Source organism: Streptomyces sp. NPDC053542, from assembly GCF_044544685.1.
Lineage (GTDB): Bacteria > Actinomycetota > Actinomycetes > Streptomycetales > Streptomycetaceae > Streptomyces.
In genome coordinates, this window is record NZ_JBITXL010000009.1 from 194,982 (window position 1) to 220,543 (window position 25,562).

Here is a 25,562-nt window from a genome sequence, read left to right on the forward strand (position 1 = left end):
ATCGCATCCCATTCCACCCCACACACCAGAGGTGAACACCCGTGAAGGTAGGCTGCATCGGCCTCGGCGACATCGCGCGGAAGGCGTACCTCCCCGTGCTCGGGGTGCAGCCCGGAGTCGAACTGCACGTGCAGACCCGCACTCCGGCCACCCTCGACCGGGTCGCCGACACCCTCCACCTGCCCGCGCCGCAGCGCCATGCCGACCTGGATTCGCTGCTCGCGGCGGGGCTGGACGCGGCGTTCGTGCATGCGCCGACCGCCGCGCACCCGGAGATCGTCGGTCGCCTCATAGAGGCCGGCGTCCCGACCTATGTCGATAAGCCGATTTCTTACCACTACGGAGAGAGCGAGCGGCTCGTGCAGCGGGCGGCGGACCGCGGCGTCAGCCTGGCCGTCGGCTTCAACCGGCGCTACGCGCCCGGGTACGCGCAGTGCCTGGACCACCCGCGCGACCTGATCCTGCTGCAGAAGAACCGCGTCGGGCTTCCCGAGGACCCGCGCACCCTCGTGCTGGACGACTTCATCCACGTCGTCGACACGCTGCGCTTCCTGGCGCCGGGGACCATCGAGGACGTGCACGTACGGGCGCGGCTGCGGGACGGGCTGCTGCACCACGTCGTCCTGCACCTGTCCGGCGACGGATTCTCCGCGATCGGCACCATGAACCGGCTCAGCGGCTCGGCCGAGGAGGTCCTCGACGTCTCGGGGCAGGACACCAAGCGCCAGGTGGTCAACCTCTCCGAGGTGATCGACCACAAGGGGCAGCCGAGCGTGCGGCGGCGCGGCGACTGGGTGCCGGTCGCCCGGCAGCGCGGCATCGAGCAGGCGGCGCTGGCCTTCCTGGACGCGGTGCGCGCCGGGACGCTGCTGACCGCGGAGGACGCGCTGCGTACACACGAACTGTGCGAGCGGGTGCTCACCGAGGTGCTGGGCGGGGCCGCCTGAGAAAGCGGAGCGTGCGCGTGACGGGCTCGGCGGGCAGCTCGGTGTTCCGGTCGCCCGGCTGCCGTGCCGACGGCGGCCGCAGCGCCCGTACGCCCGTCCGCAGGCAGTACGCGGCGAGCGCGAGCAGGGCCGCGTACAGCGGCCAGTCGCCGAAGCGGACGTACGGGCTGGTGCCGTGCGCGAGCGGGAGGGCGTAGACCGCGGCGGTGGCGCGGTCGGTGCCCAGCTGCCCGCCGACCGGTGCGCCGTCCGGCCCGTACACCGCGCTGACCCCGGTCAGCGTGGCGTGCACCATCGGGCGCCAGGTCTCCGCCGCGCGCAGTGCGGCCAGTGAGGCGTGCTGCTCGGGGGCCCAGCTCTCCTGGAATGAGGAAGTCGAGGATTGGGCGACCAGGAGTCCCGCGCCGTCGCGGACCAGGCGGCGGCTCATGTCGGGGAAGGCCGTCTCGAAGCAGACCAGCGGGCCGAACCGCAGCCCCGGCGACGTGCCCGCTGTCATCACCACTTGGCGGGTGCCGCGATGGCGGTCCTCCGTGGCGGCCTTGCCGACGCTGGTGGCCCAGCCGAGCAGCGAACGCGCCGGTACGTACTCGCCGAAGGGCACCAGCCGCATCTTGTCGTAGCGGTCGCCGGTGGGGCCGTCCGGGCCGATCAGTACGGACGACTTGTAGATACCGGGCCGGCCGGCGCGCCGGGCGTCTACGTTCACCAGCAGGTCGGCGTCCACCTCGCGGGAGAGCGCGGCCAGCCGGGCGCGCAGGTCAGGGCGCTGGGTCAGGTCGGCGCCGACGCTGCTCTCGCCCCAGACGACCAGGTCCACGCCGCGGCCCGCCAGGGTGCGGGTCAGCTGCTCGCCGCGCGCGAAGCGGGCGTCGGGGCCGGCCACCACACCCGCCTGCACCACCGCGATCCGGGCAGTGCCGGCGGGCTCGGGGCGCGGCGCCCAGGCCCACGCGGCGCCCGCGGCGACGGCGACCGCGAGCAGTCCGCCGAGCGCGGTCCGGCGGGCGGTGGGGGAGAGCAGCAGCGCGGTGAGCGCGGTGTTCACCGCGACGAGCAGCAGCGTCAGCAGCCAGACGCCGCCGAGCGAGGCGAGCCGCAGCGCGGGCGCCACCTGCCACTGGCTCGCCCCGAGCACGCCCCACGGCCCGCCCAGGTACTCCCAGGACCGTACGAGCTCGATCAGCAGCCAGCCGCACGGCACGAGCAGCAGCGCCGCCGCGCACCGCGCGGGCCCCGGCCGGCCCCGCAGCAGATCGCGGACGAGCACGCCCCACGGCGCCCACAGCGCGCCGAGCAGTGCGGCCAGTACGAGCAGGAAGACGTGCAGGCTCGGCAGCAGCCAGTGGTGCACCGCGAGCATGAAGCCGGTGCCGCCCAGCCAGCCCTCCAGCGCGGCGCGCCGGGGCGTGCGGGCGGTGGCCGGCAGCGCCAGCCAGGGGACCAGGACGACGTACGCGAGCCACCACAGGCCGGGCGCCGGGAAGCACAGGGCGGGCAGGGCGCCGGCCACTACGGCGGCGACGGCGCGCCACCGGGGGGAGCCGGGGCTCGGGTCCTTCTCGCCTGCCGGGCGGCGCATGCCGTGTCCCCCTCTCGGGTCGGACGCCCAGTGTGCGCCACGGGGGCGGGCAGGCACAGGGGGCGCGGCGAGGCGGCCCCCTGAGCAAGCCGTGCGGCGGAGGCCCCCGTCACCCCTTCCCGGCCGGGAGCACCTGGCGCCACTTCTCGTGGACGACGACCTCCGCCAGCCGCCAGCCCTCCGGGGTGCGGTGGACGGTGAAGGCGTAGCGGCCGCCGCAGGTGTAGTTCGGGGCCACCGCGCCGTGGTCGGCGGGGACGGCGCCGGCCGGGTCCGCGAGCCGCATCGGGTTGAGGTAGTCGGCGCGTACGGCGGCGGTGTCGCCGGGGGCGCCGTCCCGGGTGGCCAGGGAGATCCGGCGGTTGACGATCAGGTGCTGGCGGACGGGGAAGTGGCGCATCATCTCCGCGAGCCAGCCGGCGATCTCCTCGCAGCCGCCCTCGATGCCGCCGGCCGAGCGGTAGTCCGCCCGGCCGTCCTTGGTGAACAGGTCCCGGTACGCGTCCCAGTCGCCGTCGTCGACGGCGTGGGCGTATCCGGTGATGAGGTCGTCGATCGCGAGGCGGTCCATGACGGTCGAGTGTTCGGCGCGCTGAGTCACCCTCCGAGTGTTCGGCATCGGCCGGTCGCCGCCAAGGGGCGGGACCGGCCGGTTGACCGCGGATCAGTTGACCGTCACCGGCTGCTCCGGGGCCGGGGACTCGGCGAACTGCGTGCGGTACAGCTCCTCGTAGCGCCCGCCCGCCGCGAGCAGCTCCTCGTGGCTGCCGCGCTCCACGATCCGGCCGTCCTCGACCACGAGGATGACGTCGGCGGCCCGTACGGTGGACAGCCGGTGGGCGATCACCAGGGAAGTACGGCCCGCCAGCGCCTCGGTCAGCGCCTCCTGCACCGCCGCCTCGGAGGTGTTGTCCAGGTGCGCGGTGGCCTCGTCGAGGATGACCACCCGGGGGCGGGCCAGCAGCAGCCGGGCGATGGTCAGCCGCTGCCGCTCACCGCCGGAGAGCCGGTACCCGCGCTCGCCGACGACCGTGTCCAGGCCGTCCGGCAGCGAGGCGATCAGGCCGTCCAGGCGGGCCCGGCGCAGTACGTCCCACAGCTCCTCCTCGGTGGCCTCGGGCCGGGCGAGCAGCAGGTTCGCGCGGAGCGAGTCGTGGAAGAGGTGGCCGTCCTGGGTGACCATGCCGAGGGTGTCGCGCAGCGAGGCGGCGGACAGGTCGCGCACGTCCACGCCCCCGATGCGCACGGCGCCCTCGTCCGCGTCGTACAGCCGCGGCAGCAGCTGCGCGATCGTGGACTTGCCCGCTCCGGAGGAGCCGACCAGGGCGATCATCTGGCCCGGCTCGGCGCGGAAGGACACGTCGTGCAGGACCTCGTCGCCGCCCCTCGTGTCCAGCGTCGCGACCTCTTCGAGGGAGGCGAGGGAGACCTTGTCGGCGGCCGGGTAGCCGAAGCGTACGCCGTCGAACTCCACGGCCAGCGGGCCTTCGGGCACCTTGCGGGCGTCCGGCTTCTCGCTGATGAGCGGCTTGAGATCCAGCACCTCGAAGACCCGCTCGAAGCTCACCAGGGCGCTCATGACCTCGACGTGGGCGCCGGACAGCGCGGTCAGCGGCGCGTACAGCCGGGTCAGCAGCAGGGCGAGGGAGACGATCGCGCCGGGCTCCAGGCTGCCGCGCAGGGCGAGGAAGCCGCCGAGCCCGTAGACGACGGCCAGCGCGAGCGCGGAGACGAGCGTGAGCGCGGTGACGAAGAACGTCTGCACCATGGCGGTGCGGACGCCGATGTCGCGCACCCGGCGCGCCCGGGCGGCGAATTCGGCGGACTCCTGCTCGGGCCGCCCGAAGAGCTTGACCAGGGTCGCGCCGGGCGCCGAGAACCGCTCGGTCATCTGCGTGCCCATCGTGGCGTTGTGCGTGGCGGCCTCCCGGCGCAGCTGCGCGAGGCGCCGCCCGACGCGCCGCGCCGGCAGCACGAACGCCGGCAGCAGTACGAGGGCGATCAGGGTGATCTGCCAGGACAGGCCCAGCATCACGACCAGCGTCAGGATCAGCGTGACGATGTTGCCGACGACCTGGGAGAGCGTGTCGCTGAACGCCCGCTGCGCGCCGATGACGTCGTTGTTGAGCCGGCTGACCAGGGCGCCGGTGCGGGTACGGGTGAAGAACGCGACGGGCATCCGCTGGACGTGGTCGTACACGGTCGTGCGCAGGTCCAGGATCAGGCCCTCACCGATGGTCGCGGACAGCCAGCGGGTGACCAGTCCGAGGCCCGCCTCGGCGACCGCGATGGCGGCGATCAGCCCGGACAGGCCGAGCACCAGGTCCGTGGAGGAGCGGTGCACGATCGCGTCCACGACGCGGCCCGCGAGCAGCGGAGTGGCCACGGCGAGCATCGCCGTGACGGTGCTGAGCAGCAGGAACGCCGCGATGTGGCGGCGGTGCGGGCGGGCGAAGGCCGCGATGCGGCGCACGGTCCCGCGCGAGAAAGGACGCTTGTCCTGTTGCGCGGTGATCGTGCTGTGCAGCGAATGCCAGGCGGTGACTTCCATGTCCATCGCGGTCCTCCGGGAAGCAACGAATGGTCGTCGCGGGCCGGGACCGACCGGCGACACATGAAGAAGCTATGACCTCAACCAATGTTGAGGTCAATTGCTTCCTCCGCCGGAGGGAGTGGGGGCAGGCGCTCAGACCGCCGCGCGGCGCCACGCCGCGGTCCGCAGCAGCCGCAGTCCGTTCAGCCCCACCAGTACGGTCGAGCCCTCGTGCCCCAGTACGCCCAGCGGCAGCGGCAGATGGCCCGCCAGGTCCCAGATCACCAGGCCGCCGATGCACACCGACGCGATGACGAGGTTCTGGGTCACCAGCTTCCGGGCGCGCCGGGAGAGCGCCACGACGGTGGGCACGGCGCCGATCTCGTCCCGCACGACCACCGCGTCGGCCGTCTCCAGCGCCAGGTCCGAGCCGGCCCGGCCCATCGCCACGCCGCTGTCGGCGGCGGCCAGCGCGGGCGCGTCGTTGACCCCGTCGCCCACGACCAGTACCCGCTCGCCCTCCTGCTGCCAGGCGTGCACGGCGGCCACCTTGTCCTCGGGCAGCAGCCCGGCCCGTACGTCCGTCATCCCCGACTCGTCGGCGGTGCGTGCCGCGGTACGGGCGTTGTCGCCGGTCAGCAGGGCCGGCTCGGCGCCGGCCAGCGCGCGCAGCCGGGCCACGGCCCCGGGCGCGCCGGCCCGCAGCCGGTCGGCGAGCGCGAGCACGGCGGCGGGCGCGTCGTCGATCAGTACGACGACGGCGGTGCGGCCCTCGTCCTCGTACGCGGAAACCGCCTTACGGGCGGCCGCCGTGCCCCCGTCGTCGGACAGCAGGGCCGCCGGGCTGCCCACCCGGACCGTGCGCCCGCCGACCTCGGCGCGCACGCCCCGGCCCGGTACGGAGGAGAAGTCCGCGGCGTCCGCCAGGTGCAGGCCGCGCTCGCGGGCCGCGGTGACCACGGCGCGGGCGAGCGGGTGCTCGCTGGGCAGCTCGGCCGCCGCGGCCGCCGCCAGCGCCTCGTCCTCGCCGAAGCCGGGCAGCGCCTGTACGGCGGCGACCCGCGGGGTGCCCTCGGTGAGGGTGCCGGTCTTGTCCATCGCGACCCGGGTGACCGCGCCCAGCCGCTCCATCGCCACTGCCGACTTCACCAGGACGCCGTGGCGTCCGGCGTTGGCGATGGCGGAGAGCAGCGGCGGCATGGTGGCCAGGACGACGGCGCACGGGGAGGCCACGATCATGAAGGTCATGGCGCGCAGCAGCGTCGCGGTGAGGTCCGCGCCGAAGGCCAGCGGGACCGCGAAGAGCGCGAGGGTGGCCACCACGACGCCGACCGAGTACCGCTGCTCGATCTTCTCGATGAACAGCTGGGTCGGCGCCTTGGTGCTGCTGGCCTCCTCGACCATCGTCACGATGCGGGCGATGACCGACTCGGAGGCGTCCGCCTCGACCCGTACGCGCAGGGCGCCGGTGCCGTTGAGGGTGCCGGCGAACACCGTGTCGCCGGTGCGCTTCTCGGCGGGCAGCGGCTCGCCGGTGATGGACGCCTGGTCCACCTCGCTCGCGCCGTCGAGCACGGTGCCGTCGGCGGGCAGCCGCTCGCCGGGGCGGACCAGGACGGTGTCGCCGACGGCCAGCGCGGTGGCGGCGACCGTCTCCTCGCCGTCGGCGGTCAGCCGTACGGCGGTGGACGGCGCGAGGTCGAGCAGGCCGCGTACGGAGTCCTCGGTGCGCCGGGTGGCCAGGGCCTCCAGCGCGCCGGAGACCGCGAAGATCACGATGAGCAGGCCGCCGTCGAGGTACTGGCCGATGGCGGCGGCGCCGATCGCTGCCACCACCATCAACAAGTCGACATCAAGGGTGCGTTCGCGCAGTGCCGTCAGGCCCGCCCAGCCCGGCTCCCAGCCGCCGGCCGCATAACAGACCGCGTACAGCGGGCCCCATGCCCAGGCGGGCGCGCCCATGAGGTCGAGCGGGAAGGCCATCAGGAAGGCGAGCAGGGCGAGCGCGGCCCAGCGGACCTCGGGCAGCGCGAAGAGCCTGGTGCGGCGGGGGAGCGCCGCGGGGGCCGGTGGCGCCGGCGCGGTGGCGGCGGCCGTGGGCTCGTCGGCCAGCGTGGAAGCCATGGGGAGGACACCTCGGAGAGCGGATCCGCGCGGCGGGACCGGCGGACGACAGTGCGGACGGGGACGCATACCCACGTACGCATGAAGACCTCTTCATGCGTACGTGTCACCGCCACCATAGCCGAATACATGAAGAGGTCTTCAAGTGTGCTGGTCGATACGATGGGCGCATGGGACATGGAGTCGACGCCCGGGTCACGCCGGCCGAGCATCTGGACGCGGAGTCCGCCGCGACCATCGCCGCCACGCTGCAGGCGCTGGCCACGCCGTCACGCCTGATGATCCTCACCCGGCTCCGCCAAGGCGCCTGCCCGGTGGGGGAGCTGGCCGAAGCGGTGGGCATGGAGCAGTCGGCCGTCTCCCACCAGCTGCGGCTGCTGCGCGCGCTGGGCCTGGTCACCGGCGCCCGCCGGGGCCGCCGCATCGTCTACAGCCTCTACGACAACCACGTCGCGCAGCTCCTGGACGAGGCCGTCTACCACATCGAGCACCTCCGCCTGGGCGCCCGCGACCTGCCGGTCGACGACGCGGCCGAGCAGGTCTGAGGACCCGCCCGGCCGCGCCGTTCCGTTCGAGCCGTCAGCTGTTCCGGTGCCCGCCGGTCTTCGCCTGTAGGGCCTCCGCCGAGAGGTAGGCGTCCGTGCGCTCGAAGTCGCGCAGCGTCGCCTCCCGGCCCGACTGGAACCCGGTCCGTACGAAATCGTCGCCCGCCGTGGCGTTGAGCAGCCAGTTCGCGACAGTACGGAACCGCGCGGTGCCGGTCCGCAGCGCCATCAGGTGATAGCCGCGCGCCACCACCTGCGCGGGCAGGCCGACCAGCTCCTTGCCCAGCGGCCGGGACACCGCGTCGGCGCCTCCGAGGTCGACGACCAGCCCGAGGTCCTTGTGCTTGTACGGGGTGGTCAGCTTGCCGCGCAGTGAGGCGATGATGTTCTTCGCGGCGTGCTTGCCCTGGCGTTGCGCGTGCTGCGCGGTGGGCGGGCAGACCGGGCTGCCCTCCTTGGTGATGTCCGGCACGGCGGCGGCGTCGCCGCAGGCCCACACGCCCTGCATCCGCGGCACCGACAGGTCCGTGTGCACCACCAGCCGGCCCTTCACGGTCTCCGCGCCGAGCGTGCCGATGAGCGGGCTCGCGGCGACGCCGGCGGTCCAGATGAGCGTGTGACAGGGCAGTACCCGGCCGTCGGTGAAGGTCACGGTGTCCTCGGTGACCGACTTGACGGACACCCCGAGCGACACCTCGATGCCGCGGTCGCGCACCAGCTCCATCGCCTTGGTGCCGAGCCGTTCGCCCAGCTCCGGCATCAGCTTCGGCGCGATGTCGATCAGATGCCACTTGATCTCGTCGGGCTCGATGCGCCCCGCGTAGCGCTCCGCCGCCGCGCTGGTCAGCCGCTGCAGGTACGCCGCCGTCTCGGTGCCCGCGTAACCGCCGCCGACCACGACGAACTGCAGCCGCGCGGCCTTCTCGGCCGGGTCGGCGCAGCACGCGGCGATGTCGAGCTGGGCGATGACGTGGTCACGGATGTACGCCGCCTCGGCCAGCGTCTTCATGCCCCGCGCGTGCTCGGTCAGGCCCGGGATGTCGAAGGTCCGGGTCACGGAGCCGGGGGTGAGGACGAGGTGGTCGTACGGGAGGTTGACGGTGTCGCCGGTGATCTGGCGGACCACGCAGACCTTGGCGGCGGTGTCCACGCCGACCACGCCGCCCGGTACGAGCCGGGTCCGGTGCAGGATGCGGCGCAGGGAGGGGGCGATGGACTGGGGGGTGACCACACCGGCCGCCAGGTGCGGCAGAAGTGGCAGATAAAGCTGGTAGTTGGTGGGGGAGACCAGCGTGATCTCGGCCTCGCGGGCCTCCAGGCCGTGCTCCAGGACACGGGCGCACTCGACGCCGGCGAAGCCGCCGCCCACGATCAGCACTCTGGGTCGTTCCATCACGGTCCTCGCAATATCGGCAGCAGGGGCCCGGTGGCGACGCCACCCCTGGCAACGCTGGCACGCACCCCCGCGGCCCGCCATCGGGCCGCGGCCGGGGTCGCGCGACCGGGTGAGTACCGGCGTTCCCAGGTGCGCCGGGTGCCCCGCCCGTGGCGGTCCCATGCACCGTTTCTTTTACGCCGCGTGGCTCATTGATAAGCACCGCCGCATCAATGCGCACGGAAGACCTATCGGGAGTGTCTTTCCCCGGGGTCCGCCGGGGCGGCAGGATGGTGCGCGCGGCGCCGGGGAGCGCCGTACGGGGGATGGCGGGGGCGTCGGCGCATACCCGTGTGCGCGGACGCTCCCCGCATATCAGGGCAGTGCGCGGAACAGCGGGTCTTCCTCCTGTGCACGCGGCCGAGGGGGCGGAGCGCGAGGGGTGGCGAAGAGTGGCGGACGGGAGTCAACAACTTTCCGGTACAACCAAGTTGTTGACTCGGGCCACCAGGGCCGGGTACACCGTATTCACACGTAACGGACCGGCCGATGACCCGGACCCTGCCGACGGCCGGCACGGCGCGGATTTCCGAACGCCGACGGTGGTCGTTGAGCGACCCATTCCGCGGGTGTCCCCCACCTCCGCAAGACTCCATCGCCGGTGTACGGCGCTATCGCGCGTCTCGGCCGAACAGTGAAGTGGGGACGGGGATGGCCGAAGAAAGGCGGTCCTTCGGGGGCCGGGAAAGGGCCGTGGGTGCCACCACGGTCATGGAGCTGAGCGGGGAGCTGGACATCCTTGCCAGGATCAATCTGGCCGACCGCATAGACGTACTGACCAGTACCGGACGCCCCGACCTTGTCGTGGACCTGCGCCGGGTGACCTTCATGGACTGCGGCGGCCTGTCGTTGCTGTGCCGGGCGCGGCTGCGCATCCTGTCGCGCGACGGCCGGCTGCGGCTCGTCACGGACGACGGCAGTCCCAGTGTCGTCCGGCTGCTGCGCCTGACCGGACTCCTCGACTCCTTCGAGATCCACCCCGATCTGCTCTCCGCGCTGGACCCGCTGAGCCCGACGTCGGACGACGCCATCGCCTGATCGGTCGCTCCGCACGGCCGGCTGCCTTTCGTGGCTGTCTGCCTGGTGGTGCGCGCACCCTCCTCGATGCATTAATGCACCATTTCTGCCCGGTAGATTAATGCATCAACTCGCCGTGGCCAAGGGGTCCGTGCGGATCGGCGGACACTTCGCGGCTGGCCGCCCGCCACTCCCCGACGAACTGCCGCACGCTCGGGAAACGGTGCGGCGGATCGGCGCAGGTGGCCCGCGCTATCACCGCGCGCTGCCGCGGCGTGCCGCGCCACGCCCGCTCCTCGTCGCCCGCGTCCATCAGCAGCCGCGCCGTCCGCCCGAGCGTGTAGACCGTCGTACGGACGTCGATGACCGCCCCGCGCACCCACTCCTCGGGCGCCATGAACCGCCGCGACCCCGGCAGCCGGTCCTCCTGCAGGACGAACGGGCCACGGCGGTACTCGTCGAGATCGATCAGATGCGGGGTGTGCGTCGCGAAGTCGTACAGCACCGACCCGTCGTAGAAGTCCACCGCGACGTGCCCGGCCTGCTCGACCGCCAGATGCGCGTCCAGGATCAGGTCCAGCGCCGCCAGCACCCGCTCCACGGGCAGCGCCCGGAAGCGGGCCAGCGCGGCGCCGCGGGGCTCTCCGGGGGCGCGGGGCGGAGCGCGGTGGTACAGCGGCTCGCCGTCCCGCCAGGGCAGTACGGCGGCGGTCCGCTCACCCACCTGCCACCGGTGCACCTGCGGCACGATCACCGGATGCCGTACCGCGCGGTGGAACACCCAGCCGCGGTCCAGCGACCGCTGCGCCGCGTCCGTCAGCGCTTCCTTCACGCACCAGCGTTCCCCGTCGGGGAGCCGCACGCCGTACATGCGGCACCCCGAGTCATGCACGGGCCCGGCCGCGAACACCTCGCCCACCCGGGCGAGATACGGCTCGACGGCGGCCACCTCATACGTTCCGAGCAGCGGATGGTCGGTCATGCCCAGCATCCTGCCAGCGGTCCCGGGAGGGCCGGGGCCGCCGTGGGCGCGGCCGGCTATTTCCAGCCGGCCCGCATGCGGCGGCCCACCCGTTCACCCGTTCTGACCGACGGAATCCGTCGGCATTGAGTAGAAATGATGCATACGCGACGTGGAAGTGGGCGTGATGGTGACCGAGCAGCCAGACCGTGAGGGACCCGGCATCCCGGCGCTGGACGTGTTCGACCCGGCGCCGGTGGCCGTGGCCGTCTTCCACGGGCCCGACCACGTCCTGGCGTACACCAACGCCGTCTACCGGCGGCTCTTCGGGAACCGCCCGCTCGGCGTGCCGGCCCGGGAGGCGCTGTCCGAACTGGAGCAGCGGGAGCGCTTCGCGCTGCTGGACCAGGTGTACCGGACGGGCGAGCCGGTGCAGATCGGCCCCGACCGGCCGGTACGGATCGAGGACGCGCGGGGCGAGGTACGGGACCGCTGGTTCAGCATCAGCTTCTCCCGGGCCGTGGCCGAGGGCCGGGCGGGGGAGCCGGAGGTGGCGGGCGTGCTGCTGGTGGCCATGGAGGTCACCGGCGAGGTCACCGCGAAGGAGCGGGCCCGGCTGCTCTCGGAGAAGCGGCTGCGCGTGCTCCACCGGTACCAGAGCCTGGTCGCGGCCGGGGCGCAGAAGGTGTGGGTCACCGACCCGAATGGCCGGCTCGTCGAGCGCAGCCCCGGCTGGGAGCAGGTCACGGGCATGTCGTGGGACCAGTTGCGGGGCGACGGCTGGCTGGACTCCGCGCACCCCGACGACCGCGCCGCGCTCACCGAGGCGTGGCGGCGCGCGGTCCGGGAAGTGCCGGACCTGTTCCACCACCGCTACCGGCTGCGCCACAAGGACGGCTGCCACCGCCACTGCGAGCTGCGCGCGGTCCCCGTCCGGGAGGCGGGCCGGGTCGTGGAGTGGATCGGCGCCTGCGCCGACATCGAGGACCAGTGGCTGGCGGAGCGCCGCAAGGAACTGCTGGTGCGGGCCTCCGCCGCGGTGACCGAGTCGGCCCGCGCCGACCACGCCTTCGCGGCGGTGGGACGGGTGATCGTGCCGGAGCTGGCCGACGCCTGCGGTGTGTACCTCTTCCCCGAGGGCGAGCCGGGCACCGAGCTGGAGGAGCGGGTCATCCACCGCATCTCCGCGACCATCCGGGACGGCCTGCCGGGGGCCATGGCCCCGCTGCGCCCCGAACGGGTGATTCCCGGATCGGCCTTCGAACAGGCGATCCGCGAACGCCGCCCGGTCCACCGCACCCTCGACCCCGGCCCCGTACCGCCCGCGAAGGTGCCGCCCGGCGTCGACGTCTGGGCGGCGGAGGCGGGCGTGCACGACGTCGTGATGTTCCCCGTCACCGTCGCGGGGAGCGTGCACGCGGTGTTCACCGTCTACGCCTGCCGCGACCGGGAACCGTTCAGCCGCGACGAACTCGGCCTCATCCGGGCGGTACTTGACCAGTCCCTGCCGGTCTTCAGCCACGCCCTGGAGCTCCGGCACACCCAGCGCGTCGCCCTCGCGCTGCAGCGGAGCCTGCTCACCGATCCGCCCACGGTCGACGGCCTGGAGATCGTCGCCCGGTACACGCCCAGCAGCATGGCCGACGAGGTCGGCGGCGACTGGTACGACTCGTTCGTACTGCCCGACGGCGCCACCACGCTGATCATCGGCGATGTCGCGGGCCACGACCTGACCGCCGCCGTCACGATGAGCAAGATGCGCAACATGCTGCGCGGTCTGGTCGTCGACCGGCAGGAGCCGCCCGGCGACATCCTGCGCCGGCTGGACGTGAGCACCCAGATCCTCGACACCGAGGAGGGCACCGCGACCTGTGTGTACGCGCGCATCGAGGGCGAGAACGGCGGGCCGCGGCAGCTGCACTTCAGCGTCGCGGGGCACCCGCCGCCGCTGCTGGTGACCGCCGACGGCGAGGCGAGGTTCCTGGACGCGGCGCAGGACATCATGCTCGGCGGGCTGGCCCAGGACAAGGAGCGGGCCAGCACCACCGAACCGCTGCCGCCCGGCTGCACCGTCCTGCTGTACACCGACGGCCTCGTGGAACGTGCCGACGAGGACATCGACCAGGGTCTGGAACGGCTGCGCCGGGACGCCGCGCGGCTCGCCGCCGAGCCGCTGGACGAATTCTGCCGCGCTCTGGTCGAGGGGCCGTCCACCACCAGCAACGACGACATCGCCGTGATCGCCGCCCGGATGCCGGGGCCGGAGGGACAGGAAGCGGAGGGCTCGGCGACGGTGATGTGAACGGGGCTCGGCGTGCTTTACGACGGCCCGGCGTTCTCCAGGAGCCCGGCGTTCTTCAGGAGCCCGGCGGTCTCTACGAGGGCAGCGGCCGCGCCGGAGCGGTGGCCGCGGTCTTGACGAACCGGGCCCGGAAGAAGAGCAGCGGGCGGGTCTCGCGGCCGGTCTCCACCGCGAGGACCCGCCCGATCGCCACATCGTGGTCGCCGGCGGTGTGTACCGCGGTGATCTCGGCGTGCACCCGCGCGAGGACCCCGCGCAGCGACGGCGTCCCCCAGGGGGACAGGTCCCAGCCGAGCCCTTCGTACTTCCGGCCGGCGCGCGAGCCGAAGCGCGCGCACAGCTCCGTCTGGTCCTCGGCGAGCACATTGGCCGTGAAGCGGCCGGCGGCCCGGATGCGGGGCCAGCTGCGGCCCCGGTGGTCGGCGCAGAACAGCACCAGCGGGGGAGTCAGGGACACCGAGGCGAAGGACTGGCAGGTGAAGCCGACCGGTTCGCCGCCGTCCACCGCGGTCACCACCGTCACCCCGGTCGCGAACGCCCCCAGAGCCCGCCGCATGTCCTCCGGTGAAGGGGGCCGCGCCGCGGCTCCCGGCGGTACCGCCGCTCTCGGCTGGGCCGTCGCTCTGCGCCGTGCTGTTGTCGTCATCAGTGGTTCCCCCGGTCCCTCCCGTACACGGTCCCAAATCCGCACCGTCTCAGGGAAACCCGGGGGAGAGCCTCACGGACCGGATCGCCGCGCCGGTCGGCCGGGCCGGCCGGTCAGCCGCCGTCGCCCGCCGGGCGGTGGCCGCCGAGCCGCTCGGTGACCTGGTCGGCGGCGGCGCGCACGGCGTCACCGAGCACCGGCAGCTGGTCGGGCGAGACGCGGAAGCGCGGCGCCGAGGCCAGCAGGGCGGCCGCGATGTCGCCCCGGTGGTCGAAGACCGGCGCGGCGACGCCCACTTCCTGAAGGCTGGTCTCGCCGTAGTTGACGGCGTAGCCGCGCTCCCGGGCCTCGCGGAGACGCCCGAGATACATGTGCAGGGCCGTCTCGTCGTCCCGGCCCGGCGGGACGAGCGTGCCATTGGTGAGCAGCGTGCGGGCCCGCTCGCCGGTCAGCCGGCTGAGGAAGACCTGTACCGAGGCGCTGTGCGCGGTGCGGTACCGCGTGCCCAGCGGGGTGGTGTGCTTGACCTCGTGCAGGCTGGGCACCTGCTCGACGGAGAGCGACTCGCATCCGTTCCAGAGCATCAGCGCCGAGGTCTCGCCGGTGCGCCGGGCCAGCTCCTGCAGTACGGGGTGGGCGATCCGGCGCACGTCGAGGTCGGCCAGCAGCGGGCCCGCCATGGCGATGACCCCCAGGCCCAGCCGGAACCGCCGGGTCTCCGGGTCCCGTTCGACCAGCCCTTCCTGCTCCAGCGTGGCCAGGAGCCGGGAGACCGTGCTCTTGTGGAGGCCGACGCGGCTGGCTATGTCCGTGACGCCCAGCAGCGGTTCCGCGGCGCTGAAGGTGCGCAGGACGGAAATGCCGTTGTGCAGGACGGAGATGCCGCGGCTCTCGCCGGCGGCTTCGGTGTTGTGGTCCGTCCGGTGGTCAGCCATCTGGTCAGATCGCCTCGCGAATCGCCTGCTCGAAGCCCTCGACGTGGCTGCGGGCCAGCTCGGCGGCCTTGTCCGGGTCGGCTGCCGTGATGGTGCGCAGCAGCGGGCCGTGTTCGCCGATGTGGCCCGCCATGCCGGGCAGCCGGTCGACGAAGAGGCACCACACGCGGGTGGCGAGGTTGTCGTAGGCGACGAGGGTGTCTTCCAGGTACGGATTGTGCGTGGCGGCGTAGATGGCGCGGTGCACCGCGAGGTCGAGCCGCATCAGGTCGTCCGGGCTGCGGCCCTGCTCGCCCGCGCTCTCCAGCTCCCGCAGCAGGTCGGTCAGGCGCGCTCGGTCCGCGGCGGTGGCGCGGCGGGCCGCCTGCGCGGCGGCCATCGGCTCCAGCTGCCGGCGGACCTCGGAGATGTGCGCGAGGTCGGTGATGTTGACCTCGGTGGCGAAGGTGCCGCGGCGGGGGAAGGTGGCGATCAGCCGCTCGTACTGCAGGCGCTTGAGCGCCTCGCGTACCGGGGTGCGGCCGAAGCCGAGGGACTGGGAGAGCTGGTCCTCGTTGATCGGCGCGCCGGGGCGGATGTCCAGCATGATCAGGCGGTCGCGGATGGCGCGGTACGCCTGCTCGGCGAACGAAAGCTCCGCCGACTGCTGCTCTGACCTGGGCTTCGGACCGTTCATCAAGACACCTCTTGACCTGTTCTTCGGACTCACATACGTTACCGCACAGCCTGATATATCAGTTGCTCTTCAGCTGGATTCTAGGAGTGCGCAGATGGCAGCGAATGCTTCGATCGCCCTCACGTCACCGCTCGGCGCGCTCGACCCCGAGGTCGCGGCCGCCGTGGGTGCCGAGCTCCACCGTCAGCAGTCCACCCTGGAAATGATCGCGTCGGAGAACTTCGCGCCGGCCGCCGTCATGGAGGCACAGGGTTCGGTCCTGACCAACAAGTACGCCGAGGGGTACCCCGGCCGCCGCTACTACGGCGGCTGCGAGCACGTCGACGTGGTCGAGCAGATCGCGATCGACCGGATCAAGGAGCTGTTCGGCGCGGAGGCCGCCAACGTGCAGCCGCACTCCGGGGCGCAGGCCAACGCCGCCGCGATGTTCGCGCTGCTCAAGCCGGGCGACACCATCCTCGGCCTGGACCTCGCGCACGGTGGGCACCTTACCCACGGCATGCGCATCAATTTCTCCGGCAAGCTCTACAACGTCGTTCCGTACCACGTCAGCAAGGACGACATGCGGATCGACATGGACGAGGTCGCGCGACTCGCCCGTGAGCACCGGCCGAAGATGATCGTGGCGGGCTGGTCGGCGTACCCGCGTCAGCTCGACTTCGCCGCCTTCCGCCGGATCGCGGACGAGGTCGGCGCGTACCTCATGGTCGACATGGCGCACTTCGCCGGGCTGGTCGCCACCGGGCTGCACCCCAGCCCCGTGCCGTACGCCGACGTCGTCACCACCACCACCCACAAGACGCTCGGCGGGCCGCGCGGTGGCGTGATCCTCTCCAAGGCGGAGCTCGCCAAGAAGATCAACTCGGCCGTTTTCCCCGGTCAGCAGGGTGGCCCGCTGGAGCACGTGATCGCCGCCAAGGCCGTGGCCTTCAAGGTCGCCGCCTCGGAGGAGTTCAAGGACCGGCAGCGGCGCACCCTGGAGGGCGCGCGCATCCTCGCCGGGCGACTGCTCGCCGACGATGTCGCCGAGACCGGCGTCTCCGTCCTCACCGGCGGTACGGAGGTCCACCTCGTCCTCGTCGACCTGCGCAACTCCACCCTGGACGGGCAGCAGGGCGAGGACCGGCTGCACCGCATCGGCATCACCGTCAACCGCAACGCCGTCCCCTTCGACCCCCGGCCTCCGATGGTCTCCTCGGGCCTGCGCATCGGCACTCCGGCGCTCGCCACCCGCGGCTTCGGCGCCGAGGAGTTCCGCGAGGTCGCCGACATCATCGCGCAGACGCTGAAGGAAGAGCCCGGCGAGGAGCGCGCCGCCGAGCTGCGCGCCCGCGTCACCGCGCTCACCGACAAGTTCCCCCTGTACCCGGCCCTCTCCGCGGGCGCGAACGGAGCCACCGTATGAGCACGACGCCGCTGCCCGAGCACCCCGATCACCTCTGGCGCAATCCCGAGCCCCGCTCCTCCTACGACGTCGTGATCGTCGGCGGTGGCGGACACGGCCTGGCCACCGCCTACTACCTCGCCAAGGTCCACGGCATCACCAACGTCGCCGTCCTGGAGAAGGGCTGGCTCGCGGGTGGCAACATGGCCCGCAACACCACGATCATCCGCTCCAACTACCTCTGGGACGAGAGCGCGGGGATCTACGAGCACGCCCTGAAGCTGTGGGAGGGGCTGCCCGAAGAGCTGGACTACGACTTCCTGTTCAGCCAGCGCGGCGTCCTCAACCTCGCGCACACCCTCCAGGACGTACGGGAGAGCGTCCGCCGCGTCGGTGCCAACAAGCTCAACGGCGTGGACGCGGAGTGGCTGGACCCGCAGCAGGTCGCCGAGGTCTGCCCGATCCTCAACGTCTCGTCCGACACCCGCTACCCCGTCCTCGGCGGCACCTACCAGCCCCGGGCGGGCATCGCCAAGCACGACCACGTCGCCTGGGCGCTGGCCCGCCGCGCCGACGAGATGGGCGTCGACATCATCCAGCACTGCGAGGTCACCGGCTTCGTGAAGGACGGCGACCGGGTCGTCGGTGTGGAGACGACCCGCGGGCGCATCAACGCGGGCCGGGTCGGCCTCGCGAGCTCGGGGCACAGCAGCGTCCTCGCGGAGAAGGCCGGCTTCCGGCTGCCCGTGCAGTCGCACCCGCTCCAGGCGCTCGTCTCCGAACTGCACGAGCCGGTCCACCCGACCGTCGTGATGTCCAACCACGTGCACGTCTACGTCTCGCAGGCGCACAAGGGCGAGCTGGTGATGGGCGCGGGCGTCGACTCGTACAACGGTTACGGGCAGCGCGGCGCGTTCCATGTGATCGAGCAGCAGATGGCCGCGGCGGTCGAGCTGTTCCCGATCTTCGCGCGCGCCCATGTGCTGCGTACCTGGGGCGGCATCGTCGATGTCACTCCCGACGCCTCGCCGATCATCTCCACCACGCCGGTGGAGAACATGTACGTCAACTGCGGCTGGGGGACCGGCGGTTTCAAGGCCACCCCGGCGGCCGGCTGGACCTTCGCGCACACCATCGCGACCGGCTCCCCGCACCCCCTCAACGCCCCCTTCGCCCTGGACCGCTTCGTCACGGGCGCCCTGATCGACGAACACGGCGCCGCAGCCGTGGCCCACTGAGAGGACGGCACGGTGCTCCGAATCGACTGCCCATGGTGCGGTCCCCGCGACGAGACCGAATTCCACTACGGGGGACAGGCCCACGTTCCCTACCCCGGCGACCCGCACAGCCTCGACGACCGGCAGTGGGCCGAGTACGTCTTCTACCGCGACAACCCCAAGGGTCCGTTCGCCGAGCGGTGGATGCACGCCACCGGCTGCCGCCGCTGGTTCAACGCCGTACGTGACACCGCCACCTACCAGGTGCTGGCCACCTACCGGCTCAACGAGCCGCGCCCCGACGTCCTCGAAGGAGGGAACCGATGACCGACCAGCACCGCAGGCTCCCGTCCGGGGGCCGCATCGACCGCACCACCCCGCTCCGCTTCACCGTGGACGGCCGCGAACTGACCGGCCACCCCGGCGACACCGTCGCCTCCGCGCTGCTCGCGGCGGGCGCCATCGAGGTCGCGCCGTCGATCTACCGCGGCCGCCCCCGCGGCATCACCGCCGCCGGCGTCGAGGAGCCCAACGCGCTCCTCCAGCTCGCCGGCCCCTGCGAGGAGGGGATGCTCCCGGCCACCACCGTGGAGCTGTACGACGGGCTGTCCGCCACCACGCTCTCCGGTCTGGGCCGGCTGGACCCGACCCCCGACCCCGCCGTGTACGACAAGAAGTACGTGCACACCGACGTGCTGGTCATCGGCGCGGGCCCGGCCGGGCTCGCGGCCGCCGCCACCGCCTCGGCCACCGGCGCCCGGGTGATCCTCCTCGACGAACAGCCCGAATGCGGCGGCTCGCTGCTCTCCGGGCGCGGCGAGACGGTCGGCGGCCGGGACGCGCTCGCCTGGGTGCAGGAGACTCGGGCCGCGCTCGACGCGGCACCCGAGACCGTCGTCCTCTCCCGGACGACCGCCTTCGGCTCCTACGACGACAACTACGTCCTCGCCGTGCAGCGCCGCACCGACCACCTCGGCGCCGACGCGCCCGAGGGTGTCTCACGGCAGCGGCTGTGGCACATCCGGGCGGCCCGGGTCGTGCTGGCCACCGGCGCCCACGAGCGCCCGCTGGTCTTCGCGGACAACGACCGCCCCGGCGTGATGCTCGCCTCCGCCGTCCGGACGTACCTCAACCGGTACGCCGTGGCGCCCGGCGCGCGCGTCGTCGTCACCACCACCAACGACAGCGCCTACGAGACGGCGGCCGACCTCTGCGCGGCCGGCGTCGAGGTCGCGGCCGTCGTCGACTCCCGCACCGAACTCTCCGACCGCGCGGGGGAGTTCGCCACCGCCACCGGGGTGGAGGTGCTGACCGGCAGCACGGTGACCGGCACCGCGGGGGACCCGCGGCTCACCGGCGTCACCGTGCGCGCCCTGGACGAGGACGGCCAACTCACCGGCCCCGCCCGCTCTTTCGACTGCGATCTGCTCGCGGTCTCCGGCGGCTGGAGCCCGGTCGTGCACCTGCACAGCCAGCGGCAGGGGAAGCTGCGCTGGGACGACGCGCTCGCGGGCTTCGTACCGGTGGAGCCGGTGCCCGGCCAGTGGCTCGCCGGCGCGGTGTGCGGCACCTACGACCTGGCCGGCTGTGTCGCGGACGGGGCCAGGGCCGGGGCGCAGGCCGCCTCGGACGTCGGGTGCGCGACCGAGGTCCCGGCCGCGCGCACGCCGGAAACCCCGGCGCCCGTACGTCCGCTGTGGCTCATCCCCGGTGAGGGCGAGGACCCCGGCGCCTGGGACACCCACTTCGTCGACCTCCAGCGCGACGTCACCGTCGCCGATGTCCAGCGCTCCACCGGAGCGGGCATGCGCGGCGCCGAGCACGTCAAGCGGTACACCTCGCTCGGCACCGCCAACGACCAGGGCAAGACCTCCGGCGTCAACGCCATCGGCGTCATCGGCGAACTGCTCAAGGAAGGCGCCTCGCCCGGGGACATCGGGACGACGACCTACCGCGCTCCGTACACCCCCGTCTCCTTCGCGGCGCTCGCCGGGCGCGAGCGCGGCGAGCTCTTCGACCCGGAACGCCGTACGGCGATCCACGACTGGCACGTCGAGCACGGCGCCGAGTTCGAGGACGTCGGGCAGTGGAAGCGGCCGTGGTACTACCCGCTGTCCGGTGAGGACATGGAGACCGCGGTGGCACGCGAGTGCCGGGCGGCCCGCGAGGGCGTCGCCTTCATGGACGCCTCCACCCTCGGCAAGATCGAGATCTGGGGCGCGGACGCCGGTGAGTTCCTCAACCGGATCTACACCAACGGCTTCAAGAAGCTGAAGCCCGGCTTCGCGCGCTACGGCGTGATGTGCAAGCCGGACGGCATGATCTTCGACGACGGTGTGACCCTGCGCGTCGCCGACGACCGCTACTTCATGACCACCACGACCGGCGGCGCCGCGAACGTCCTGGACTGGCTGGAGGAGTGGCTGCAGACCGAGTGGCCCGAGCTGGACGTGAAGTGCACCTCGGTCACCGAGCAGTGGACCACCGTCGCCGTCGTCGGCCCGAAGTCCCGCGACGTCATCGCCCAGGTGGCGCCCGACCTGGACGTCTCCAACGACGCCTTCCCGTTCATGACCTTCCGCGAGACCACCCTCGCCTCCGGCGTGCCCGCGCGGGTCTGCCGGATCTCCTTCTCCGGCGAGCTGGCCTTCGAGATCAACGTCTCGTCCTGGTACGGCCGGGCCGTCTGGGACGACGTGTACGAGGCGGGCCGCCCGTACGGCATCACGCCGTACGGCACCGAGACCATGCACGTGCTGCGGGCCGAGAAGGGCTTCATCATCGTCGGCCAGGACACCGACGGCACGGTCACCCCGCAGGACGCCGGGATGGCCTGGGTGGTCTCCAAGCTGAAGGACTTCGTCGGCAAGCGCTCCTTCGCCCGGGCCGACACCATGCGGGCCGACCGCAAGCACCTGGTGGGCGTGCTCCCCACCGACCGCAGCACGCGGCTCCCCGAAGGCACCCAACTCATCGACCAGGGCGTTCCCGTCACCCCGGAGGCCGGGCCCGTGCCGATGCTCGGCCACGTCACCTCCGCCTACTACAGCCCGGCGCTCGGCCGCCCGTTCGGCCTGGCGATGGTCAAGGCGGGACGTGACCGGATCGGCGACACCCTCCTCGCCGTCGTCGGCGACGACCTCGTACCCGTCGAGGTCTCCGGACCCGTCCTCTACGACCCCGAAGGGACCAAGCGCGATGGCTGAGCCGACCGTCACCGACACCGCAACAGGGCCCGCGGCGCTCCGCCGCAGCCCGCTCGCCCACCTCGCCGACCGGCTCCGCGACGCCACGGTCACCGGCCCGCGCGGGGTCTCCGTGAGCGAGTGGCCGTTCACCACGATGCTGAGCCTGCGCGTCGACCCGGACTCGTTCGCCGCAGCCCGGATCGAGAAGTGCCTCGGCGCGGCGCTGCCCGCGCGCTGCGGGGAGACCGCGCCGGCCGGGCCCCGCACCACGCTCTGGCTCGGTCCGGACGAGTGGCTGGTGGTCGCGCCGCCCGGCACGGCCCCGCTCTTCGCCGAACTCCACGAGGCGCTGGCCGGCGAATCCGGCTCGGTCGTCGATGTGTCGGCCAACCGCACGGTCCTGGAACTGCGCGGCCCCGCGGCCCGCGACGTCCTGGAGAAGGGCTGCCCGCTCGACCTGCACCCGCGGGTCTTCACCCCCGGAGAGGCCGTCAGCACCCAGCTCGGCCCGGTCCCGGTCATCCTCTGGCGGACCGCCGAGGACACCTACCGCCTGCTCCCGCGCTCCTCCTTCGCCGACTACCTGGCGCGCTGGCTGATCGACGCGATGGACGAGTACGCCCGGCCGGAGGTGATCTGACGGCACACCACTCCTTCGCGGTACTGCCACGGTCGGACAGGTAGCCGGGCAGTAAATACCACGAAATCCCCTGAAAAGCGGTCATGTCGTGTCATCCTGGAAGGGTATGACATGACATGACCGCTGTGCCGCGAAGGAAAGGGACCTCATGACTGGGCGGACGGCCGATGAGCCGGCTGAATAACCGGGCGGGCGTGGCCCTGGGCGTACTGCCGCTGCTCGGGCTGCTGACCGCCGCGTGCTGGGCCGCGGCGCCCGAGGGGAAGCCGACCGGTTTCTGGATCGACCCGGACACCCCGGGCGCCCGGAAGGCACGCGTACTGGCGGAGCGGGGCCGGGAGCCGGAGGCGACCCTGCTGCGCCGGATCGCCGACCAGCCCGTGGCCGTCTGGCTCACCGAGGAGAACCCCGCGCCGCGGGTGGCGCGCATCGCCGGGCAGGCCGCCGCCGACAGCCGCGTCCCGATCTTCGTCGCCTACAACATCCCGCAGCGGGACTGCGGCCACTACTCGGCGGGCGGCGCCGGCAGCGACCGCGCCTACCGCGACTGGGTCGCCCGGCTGGCCAAGGGACTGGGCAACCGCAAGGCCGTCATCGTGCTGGAACCGGACGCGGTGCCGCACACCGTCGCCGGCTGCCGCGACCGCGCACGCAACGACCGCCTCGCGCTGCTGAACGAGGCGGTCCGCACGCTCAAGGCGCGCCCCGGCGCCTCGGTCTACGTGGACGCGGGCAACGCCTCCTGGATCAAGGACACCGACGCGCTCGCCCGCTACCTGACGGCAGCGGGCGTCAAGCGGGCCGACGGCTTCGCGCTCAACGTCGCCAACTTCCAGACCACGGCGGCGAGCGAGGAGTACGGCGACAAGGTCTCCAAGGCGCTCGGCGGCGTGCACTACGTCATCGACACCAGCCGCAACGGCAACGGCCCGCCCCCGGACAACCAGACCCCCGCGACCGGCGCGGAAGCCTGGTGCAACCCGCCCGACCGCGCCCTCGGCGTGCCCCCGACCACCCGCACGGGCCACCCGCTCGTGGACGCCTACCTGTGGATCAAGCGGCCCGGCGAGTCGGACGGCACCTGCCGCGGCGGCCCCCCGGCAGGCCAGTGGTGGACCGACTACGCACTGAAGCTCGCCAGCGCCGCCAGGGAGAACCTGCCGGGCCGGGAGGAAACCGCAGCGGAGCCGGCCCAGGAGGAAACCGCGACGCCGGGCACAACGGCCTCACCGTCCCCGGCCGCCGCGGCGCCCTCCCCGTCCGGCGAGTCGCCGTCCCCCGCCGCCACGTCGCCGTCCCCCACGCCGACCGGCTCGCCGGTCACTTCACATGCACCCACTTCGCCTGCGACGGAGTCCCCCGCGAGTCCGTGAGGAAGAGCATGTACCAGCCCCGCGGCACCAGCGAGTGGCTCTGGGGCACGCGCACCGACAGCGTGCTGCCGCGGCGCTCGAAGTCCAGCGCCACCGACCGCTGCTCCACGTCGGTGACATGGGTGACGGCGCTGGGCCGCATCAGCCGGGCGGTCTTCACCTTCCCGGCGCCGGCCACGGTGAAGCGGGTCACCCTGCCCCGCTTCACCTCGGTCGGTCCGTGCGCCGCGGCGGGCCGCGCGCGGTTGTAGCGGTACGGCGGTGTGAAGACCTCGATGCGCTTCTCGAACTCCCCGCCCCTGGTGTTCGCGCGGTCCGAGAACAGCGGGTCGGAGCCGAAGACCGCGACCCGCCCGTCCGGCAGCAGCAGCGCCTCGGAGTGGTAGTTGCGGCCCACGGACGGGTCCGCCGCCTTGGTGAACGCGCGCGTACGCGGGTCGAAGATCTGGGCCTTGTGGTTGTCGCTGGCGCCCTTGCCGCGGTAATCGCCGGACCCGCCGCTGGTGAACACCTTGTCGTCCGGCGTGAGCACCGCGTTCAGATAGCGGGTGCCCTCGGTCAGGCTGGGCCCGGGGCGGTACTTCGGGTCTTTCTTGGTGAGGTCCACCAGCGCGGTGCGGGCCGTGGACTTCGGTGACTCGCCGACGCCGCCCCCGCCGAGCAGCATCACCTGCTGCTTCTGGGCGGGCGGCAGCAGCACGGAGGCGGAGGTCTCGGTCCGGTCGGGCTCCGTCAGCCCGGGCACCGGCTTGAAGGTGTTCTTCCTGACGTTCCAGATGCCGGGCGTGCGGCCCTTGTCGGCGGGGCCGTAGCCGGCGTTGGAGCCGGAGTAGAAGAGCTTGCCGTCGCCGGTGAGGAAGAGCGCCGGGTAGGTCGGGAAGTAGCGGTGCGGTCCCTTGGACCACTTGCGGGTCTTGGGGTCGTAGATCTCGTTCTTGCCCGGGATGATCTCGCCCATGTCGTCGAGCCCGGACACCGACAGGACCTTGCCGCTCTTCAGGGTCACCAGCGTCGGGTACCAGCGCGCCTCGTTCATCGGGTCGACGCGGAGATACCGCTCGGCGACCGGGTCGAACTCGAACGTGTCCTTCAGGCCCTGGAAATCCTTCTTGTCCAGGCCGAGCTTGGTCGCCAGGCCGTAGTGGTTACGCGCGTCCGCGCCCTTGAGCCCCTTGATGCTGTACTGCGCGGCCGTGTTCGTCACCCCGGCCCTGCCGCGCCGCACGGCCTCGACGAACACTCGCGCCTCGCGCGCGATGACCCGCATTTTGCCGCTCCCGTCCCGGGCGGCCTTCTTTTTGGCGCGCGGCACCACCACCGGGAACTGCGAGCGGTACTCCAGGCCCTCCGGGCTGCGGAAGACGGTGCCCTTGGGCAGGGTCTTCGGCTTGTCGGGGTCCTCGTTCTTCACGACCATCAGGCCGCCGGCCCGGCTGACGTCGCCCTTGAGCTTCTCGTACCGCCGGGTGCCGCCCGCCACCAGCAGCTTGCCGTCCGGCAGCTGGGCGTGGCCGGCGCAGAACATGTCCTTCGGTGTGTCGATCTCCTTGAACGTGTTCTTGACCGGGTCCCACAGCACGCTCTGAAAAGTGCCGGCGTCGAAGTTCTTCTCGTCGTTGCCGGACCCGGCGATCATCAGCACTTTCCCGGTGTGCAGCAGCGCGGCGTGGATGGAGTTGATCCGGAACCGCTCCGGCACGTCGATGAGGTCCCAGTGCCCGTACCGCGCCTTGTAGGACGGCTGGTTGATCTTGTAGTCGTGGTACTTGTGCTCGGCGTAGCCGATGACGGCCGGCGCGTTCATCGCGCCGACCGCGCTCAGGGCAACGGCCCCGACCGCCACCTTGCGGGTACGGGGACTGGGTCGGTATCGCACGGTGCGAGCCTCCTGACGGTGGGACGAGGGCGGACCGGGGCGGTCAGGCCGGTGGGTGCTCCTGGTCGGCTTCCGCGGCGCACGGCAGCCCGCCGCCGGTGTCGGGGCTCTGCAGGTACTCCTCCACCGCCCACCGGCTCGAAGCCACCTTGACCAGGTCCTTCAGCCGTGCGGCCGAGGG

20 protein-coding genes are annotated in these 25,562 nt (G+C 72.6%); 10 read left to right on the forward strand and 10 right to left on the reverse strand.

The window, feature by feature from the left end:
- The first annotated feature begins 41 nt into the window (after positions 1-41).
- Positions 42-947 (forward strand): Gfo/Idh/MocA family protein, encoded by a 906-nt coding sequence (locus ACIGXO_RS25340; RefSeq protein ID WP_399791118.1) that lies wholly within the window; start codon positions 42-44, stop codon positions 945-947.
- Here the strand turns inward: ACIGXO_RS25340 and lnt are convergent.
- The 4 genes from lnt to ACIGXO_RS25360 form a co-directional block, all read right to left on the reverse strand.
- Positions 919-2,529 (reverse strand): apolipoprotein N-acyltransferase, encoded by a 1,611-nt coding sequence (lnt, locus tag ACIGXO_RS25345; protein ID WP_399791121.1) that lies wholly within the window; start codon positions 2,527-2,529, stop codon positions 919-921. The genes ACIGXO_RS25340 and lnt overlap by 29 nt on opposite strands.
- A gap of 109 nt (positions 2,530-2,638) precedes the next feature.
- On the reverse strand, positions 2,639-3,130 hold the full coding sequence (locus tag ACIGXO_RS25350; protein ID WP_399791124.1) for a nuclear transport factor 2 family protein: 492 nt from the start codon (positions 3,128-3,130) through the stop codon (positions 2,639-2,641).
- 63 nt (positions 3,131-3,193) lie between these two features.
- Positions 3,194-5,086, reverse strand: a complete 1,893-nt coding sequence (locus ACIGXO_RS25355; protein ID WP_399791127.1) for an ABC transporter ATP-binding protein — start codon at positions 5,084-5,086, stop codon at positions 3,194-3,196.
- A 129-nt stretch (positions 5,087-5,215) separates the two neighbouring features.
- A complete protein-coding gene (locus ACIGXO_RS25360; RefSeq protein ID WP_399791130.1) occupies positions 5,216-7,186 on the reverse strand; it encodes a heavy metal translocating P-type ATPase in 1,971 nt (656 codons plus the stop codon).
- A 170-nt stretch (positions 7,187-7,356) separates the two neighbouring features.
- On the opposite strand from ACIGXO_RS25360, the gene ACIGXO_RS25365 reads away from it, so the two are divergent.
- A complete protein-coding gene (locus ACIGXO_RS25365) occupies positions 7,357-7,731 on the forward strand; it encodes an ArsR/SmtB family transcription factor (RefSeq protein WP_399791133.1) in 375 nt (124 codons plus the stop codon).
- Positions 7,732-7,765: 34 nt separating this feature from the next.
- Here the strand turns inward: ACIGXO_RS25365 and ACIGXO_RS25370 are convergent, their stop codons facing one another.
- Positions 7,766-9,124 (reverse strand): NAD(P)/FAD-dependent oxidoreductase, encoded by a 1,359-nt coding sequence (locus ACIGXO_RS25370; protein WP_399791136.1) that lies wholly within the window; start codon positions 9,122-9,124, stop codon positions 7,766-7,768.
- A 735-nt stretch (positions 9,125-9,859) separates the two neighbouring features.
- Here ACIGXO_RS25370 and ACIGXO_RS25375 point away from each other — a divergent pair.
- Entirely contained in the window at positions 9,860-10,204 is a 345-nt protein-coding gene (locus ACIGXO_RS25375) for an STAS domain-containing protein (RefSeq protein WP_399791139.1), read from the forward strand.
- 97 nt (positions 10,205-10,301) lie between these two features.
- Here ACIGXO_RS25375 and ACIGXO_RS25380 read toward each other — a convergent pair whose 3' ends face one another.
- Positions 10,302-11,165 (reverse strand): serine/threonine protein kinase, encoded by an 864-nt coding sequence (locus ACIGXO_RS25380; RefSeq protein WP_399791143.1) that lies wholly within the window; start codon positions 11,163-11,165, stop codon positions 10,302-10,304.
- 166 nt (positions 11,166-11,331) lie between these two features.
- Here ACIGXO_RS25380 and ACIGXO_RS25385 point away from each other — a divergent pair, with 166 nt between their 5' ends.
- On the forward strand, positions 11,332-13,446 hold the full coding sequence (locus tag ACIGXO_RS25385; RefSeq protein WP_399791146.1) for a SpoIIE family protein phosphatase: 2,115 nt from the start codon (positions 11,332-11,334) through the stop codon (positions 13,444-13,446).
- Between the two features lie 73 nt (positions 13,447-13,519).
- On the opposite strand, the gene ACIGXO_RS25390 is transcribed toward ACIGXO_RS25385, so the two are convergent.
- The 3 genes from ACIGXO_RS25390 to ACIGXO_RS25400 form a co-directional block, all read right to left on the reverse strand.
- Complete coding sequence (locus tag ACIGXO_RS25390) at positions 13,520-14,002, reverse strand: flavin reductase family protein (protein WP_399791149.1); 483 nt, start codon at positions 14,000-14,002, stop codon at positions 13,520-13,522.
- Between the two features lie 203 nt (positions 14,003-14,205).
- Positions 14,206-15,027, reverse strand: a complete 822-nt coding sequence (locus ACIGXO_RS25395; protein ID WP_399791152.1) for an IclR family transcriptional regulator — start codon at positions 15,025-15,027, stop codon at positions 14,206-14,208.
- Between the two features lie 4 nt (positions 15,028-15,031).
- On the reverse strand, positions 15,032-15,703 hold the full coding sequence (locus ACIGXO_RS25400) for a GntR family transcriptional regulator (RefSeq protein ID WP_399791155.1): 672 nt from the start codon (positions 15,701-15,703) through the stop codon (positions 15,032-15,034).
- Between the two features lie 94 nt (positions 15,704-15,797).
- Here ACIGXO_RS25400 and glyA point away from each other — a divergent pair, with 94 nt between their 5' ends.
- The 6 genes from glyA (at position 15,798) to ACIGXO_RS25430 (ending at position 23,505) form a co-directional block, all read left to right on the forward strand.
- Positions 15,798-17,108 carry a serine hydroxymethyltransferase gene (gene glyA / locus ACIGXO_RS25405; protein WP_399791158.1) on the forward strand — a complete coding sequence of 437 codons (1,311 nt, stop codon included), beginning with the start codon at positions 15,798-15,800 and terminating at the stop codon, positions 17,106-17,108.
- Positions 17,105-18,325 carry a sarcosine oxidase subunit beta family protein gene (locus tag ACIGXO_RS25410; protein ID WP_399791161.1) on the forward strand — a complete coding sequence of 407 codons (1,221 nt, stop codon included), beginning with the start codon at positions 17,105-17,107 and terminating at the stop codon, positions 18,323-18,325. Before glyA ends, ACIGXO_RS25410 begins: the two co-directional genes overlap by 4 nt.
- Positions 18,326-18,337: 12 nt before the next feature.
- Positions 18,338-18,631: a sarcosine oxidase subunit delta gene (locus tag ACIGXO_RS25415; protein ID WP_399791164.1), complete on the forward strand. Its 294-nt coding sequence runs from the start codon at positions 18,338-18,340 to the stop codon at positions 18,629-18,631.
- Positions 18,628-21,510, forward strand: coding sequence for a sarcosine oxidase subunit alpha family protein (locus tag ACIGXO_RS25420; protein ID WP_399791167.1), 2,883 nt, complete (start codon positions 18,628-18,630; stop codon positions 21,508-21,510). Before ACIGXO_RS25415 ends, ACIGXO_RS25420 begins: the two co-directional genes overlap by 4 nt.
- Entirely contained in the window at positions 21,503-22,132 is a 630-nt protein-coding gene (locus tag ACIGXO_RS25425) for a sarcosine oxidase subunit gamma (protein ID WP_399791170.1), read from the forward strand. The genes ACIGXO_RS25420 and ACIGXO_RS25425 overlap by 8 nt, the downstream gene beginning before the upstream one ends.
- A 167-nt stretch (positions 22,133-22,299) precedes the next feature.
- The gene (locus ACIGXO_RS25430; protein ID WP_399791173.1) at positions 22,300-23,505 is read left to right on the forward strand and encodes a glycoside hydrolase family 6 protein; all 1,206 of its coding nucleotides are present in this window, start codon (positions 22,300-22,302) and stop codon (positions 23,503-23,505) included.
- Here the strand turns inward: ACIGXO_RS25430 and ACIGXO_RS25435 are convergent.
- Positions 23,453-25,381 (reverse strand): galactose oxidase-like domain-containing protein, encoded by a 1,929-nt coding sequence (locus ACIGXO_RS25435; protein WP_399791176.1) that lies wholly within the window; start codon positions 25,379-25,381, stop codon positions 23,453-23,455. The two genes, ACIGXO_RS25430 and ACIGXO_RS25435, sit on opposite strands and share 53 nt — an antisense overlap.
- Positions 25,382-25,562 lie beyond the last annotated feature (181 nt).

Coding starts and splice junctions, on each gene's coding strand:
- lnt (WP_399791121.1), bottom strand. CDS start 2,529: ATGCGCCGCCCGGCAGGCGAGAAGGACCCGAGCCCCGGCTCCCCCCGG.
- ACIGXO_RS25355 (WP_399791127.1), bottom strand. CDS start 5,086: ATGGACATGGAAGTCACCGCCTGGCATTCGCTGCACAGCACGATCACC.
- ACIGXO_RS25360 (WP_399791130.1), bottom strand. CDS start 7,186: ATGGCTTCCACGCTGGCCGACGAGCCCACGGCCGCCGCCACCGCGCCG.
- ACIGXO_RS25365 (WP_399791133.1), top strand. CDS start 7,357: ATGGGACATGGAGTCGACGCCCGGGTCACGCCGGCCGAGCATCTGGAC.
- ACIGXO_RS25370 (WP_399791136.1), bottom strand. CDS start 9,124: ATGGAACGACCCAGAGTGCTGATCGTGGGCGGCGGCTTCGCCGGCGTC.
- ACIGXO_RS25380 (WP_399791143.1), bottom strand. CDS start 11,165: ATGACCGACCATCCGCTGCTCGGAACGTATGAGGTGGCCGCCGTCGAG.
- ACIGXO_RS25385 (WP_399791146.1), top strand. CDS start 11,332: ATGGTGACCGAGCAGCCAGACCGTGAGGGACCCGGCATCCCGGCGCTG.
- ACIGXO_RS25390 (WP_399791149.1), bottom strand. CDS start 14,002: ATGCGGCGGGCTCTGGGGGCGTTCGCGACCGGGGTGACGGTGGTGACC.
- ACIGXO_RS25395 (WP_399791152.1), bottom strand. CDS start 15,027: ATGGCTGACCACCGGACGGACCACAACACCGAAGCCGCCGGCGAGAGC.
- ACIGXO_RS25400 (WP_399791155.1), bottom strand. CDS start 15,703: ATGAACGGTCCGAAGCCCAGGTCAGAGCAGCAGTCGGCGGAGCTTTCG.
- glyA (WP_399791158.1), top strand. CDS start 15,798: ATGGCAGCGAATGCTTCGATCGCCCTCACGTCACCGCTCGGCGCGCTC.
- ACIGXO_RS25410 (WP_399791161.1), top strand. CDS start 17,105: ATGAGCACGACGCCGCTGCCCGAGCACCCCGATCACCTCTGGCGCAAT.
- ACIGXO_RS25420 (WP_399791167.1), top strand. CDS start 18,628: ATGACCGACCAGCACCGCAGGCTCCCGTCCGGGGGCCGCATCGACCGC.
- ACIGXO_RS25425 (WP_399791170.1), top strand. CDS start 21,503: ATGGCTGAGCCGACCGTCACCGACACCGCAACAGGGCCCGCGGCGCTC.
- ACIGXO_RS25430 (WP_399791173.1), top strand. CDS start 22,300: ATGAGCCGGCTGAATAACCGGGCGGGCGTGGCCCTGGGCGTACTGCCG.